Annotated in this window: 1 pseudogene; it reads left to right on the top strand. The window is 68.7% G+C overall.

The annotated features are described in order from the left end of the window. Positions 1 to 1,114, top strand: a pseudogene (locus ENZ74_RS32545) (autotransporter outer membrane beta-barrel domain-containing protein); the annotation flags it as partial.

The following is a 1,114-nucleotide window of genomic DNA, read 5'->3' as shown; positions in this document are numbered from 1 at the left end:
GTGTGGGTGTCGGCGGCAGTGGCGCAGGCGGCGGCGATGCCGATGCCGTCACGCTGCGCACGGCTGATGGCGCGATGCAATCGATCACCACGGACGGCGCGGATTCGGCCGGCCTGATCGTGCAGTCGGTCGGCGGCGGCGGCGGCAATGGCGGCTTTTCCGGCACACTGTCGGCGATTGCCGGCTTCGGCATGGGGGGAAGAGGCGGCGCGGCCGGCAAGGGCGTGGCGACGGAAGCCACCTATAATGGTTCGGTCGAGACTTTCCGCGAAAGGTCGGCCGGTATCATCGTGCAATCGATCGGTGGCGGTGGCGGAAATGGCGGCGGCCAGTTCGGCCTGAGCGTCAACGCAAGCGTGGGCATCGGTGGTTCGGGCGCGGGGGGCGGCGAAGCCGGGACGGCAAAGTTCTTCTCGACGACAACACTTGACGTCACGACCCATCAGTCGGACTCGGCCGGCGTCATCGTGCAGTCGGTCGGCGGCGGCGGTGGCAATGGCGGCTTCTCGTTGAACGGCGCGGGTCTTGTGGCTGCTGTCAGCATCGGCGGCAAGGCCGGCACTGCCAGCGACGCCAAGGCAGTGACGGTCGGCATCAATTCAGGGCTGATTCACACGCTTGGTGACCGCTCCACGGGTATCATCGCCCAGTCGATCGGCGGCGGCGGCGGCAATGGCGGCGGCACGGCTTCCGCCGGCCTCGGCGCCAACGTCACAATCGGTGGCAAGGGAGGTGGCGGCGGCACGGGCTGGACCGTCGATGTCACCAATGGCGCGGCGGTACACACCGAAGGTGTCCAGTCTCATGGCATCCTGGCGCAGTCGATCGGCGGCGGTGGCGGCTCAGGCGGATTTGCCGTCTCGGTTGGCGGGCCGTCCTTCTCGCTTGGCGGCGATGGCGCGTCGGGCGGCGGGAGCAAGAAGGTCTATGTCGAAAACACAGGCCTGATCAGCACGGACAAGGATATGTCGATCGGCATCTTCGCGCAGTCGGTCGGCGGCTCGGGCGGCGACGGCGGGTTTGCGATGGCGGCCGGCGCCTTTGCCGCGGTCGGCATCGGTGGCAAAGGCGGGGGCGGCGGCGCGGCCGGCGAGGTAGAGGTCAAGAACACCAG

The sequence above is a fragment of the Mesorhizobium sp. M7A.F.Ca.CA.002.15.2.1 genome (assembly GCF_003998715.1).
In the GTDB taxonomy this organism is placed as follows: Bacteria; Pseudomonadota; Alphaproteobacteria; order Rhizobiales; family Rhizobiaceae; genus Mesorhizobium; species Mesorhizobium ciceri.
Note: the sequence above shows the minus strand (reverse complement) of the source record. Positions and strands in the feature narration are given on the sequence as shown.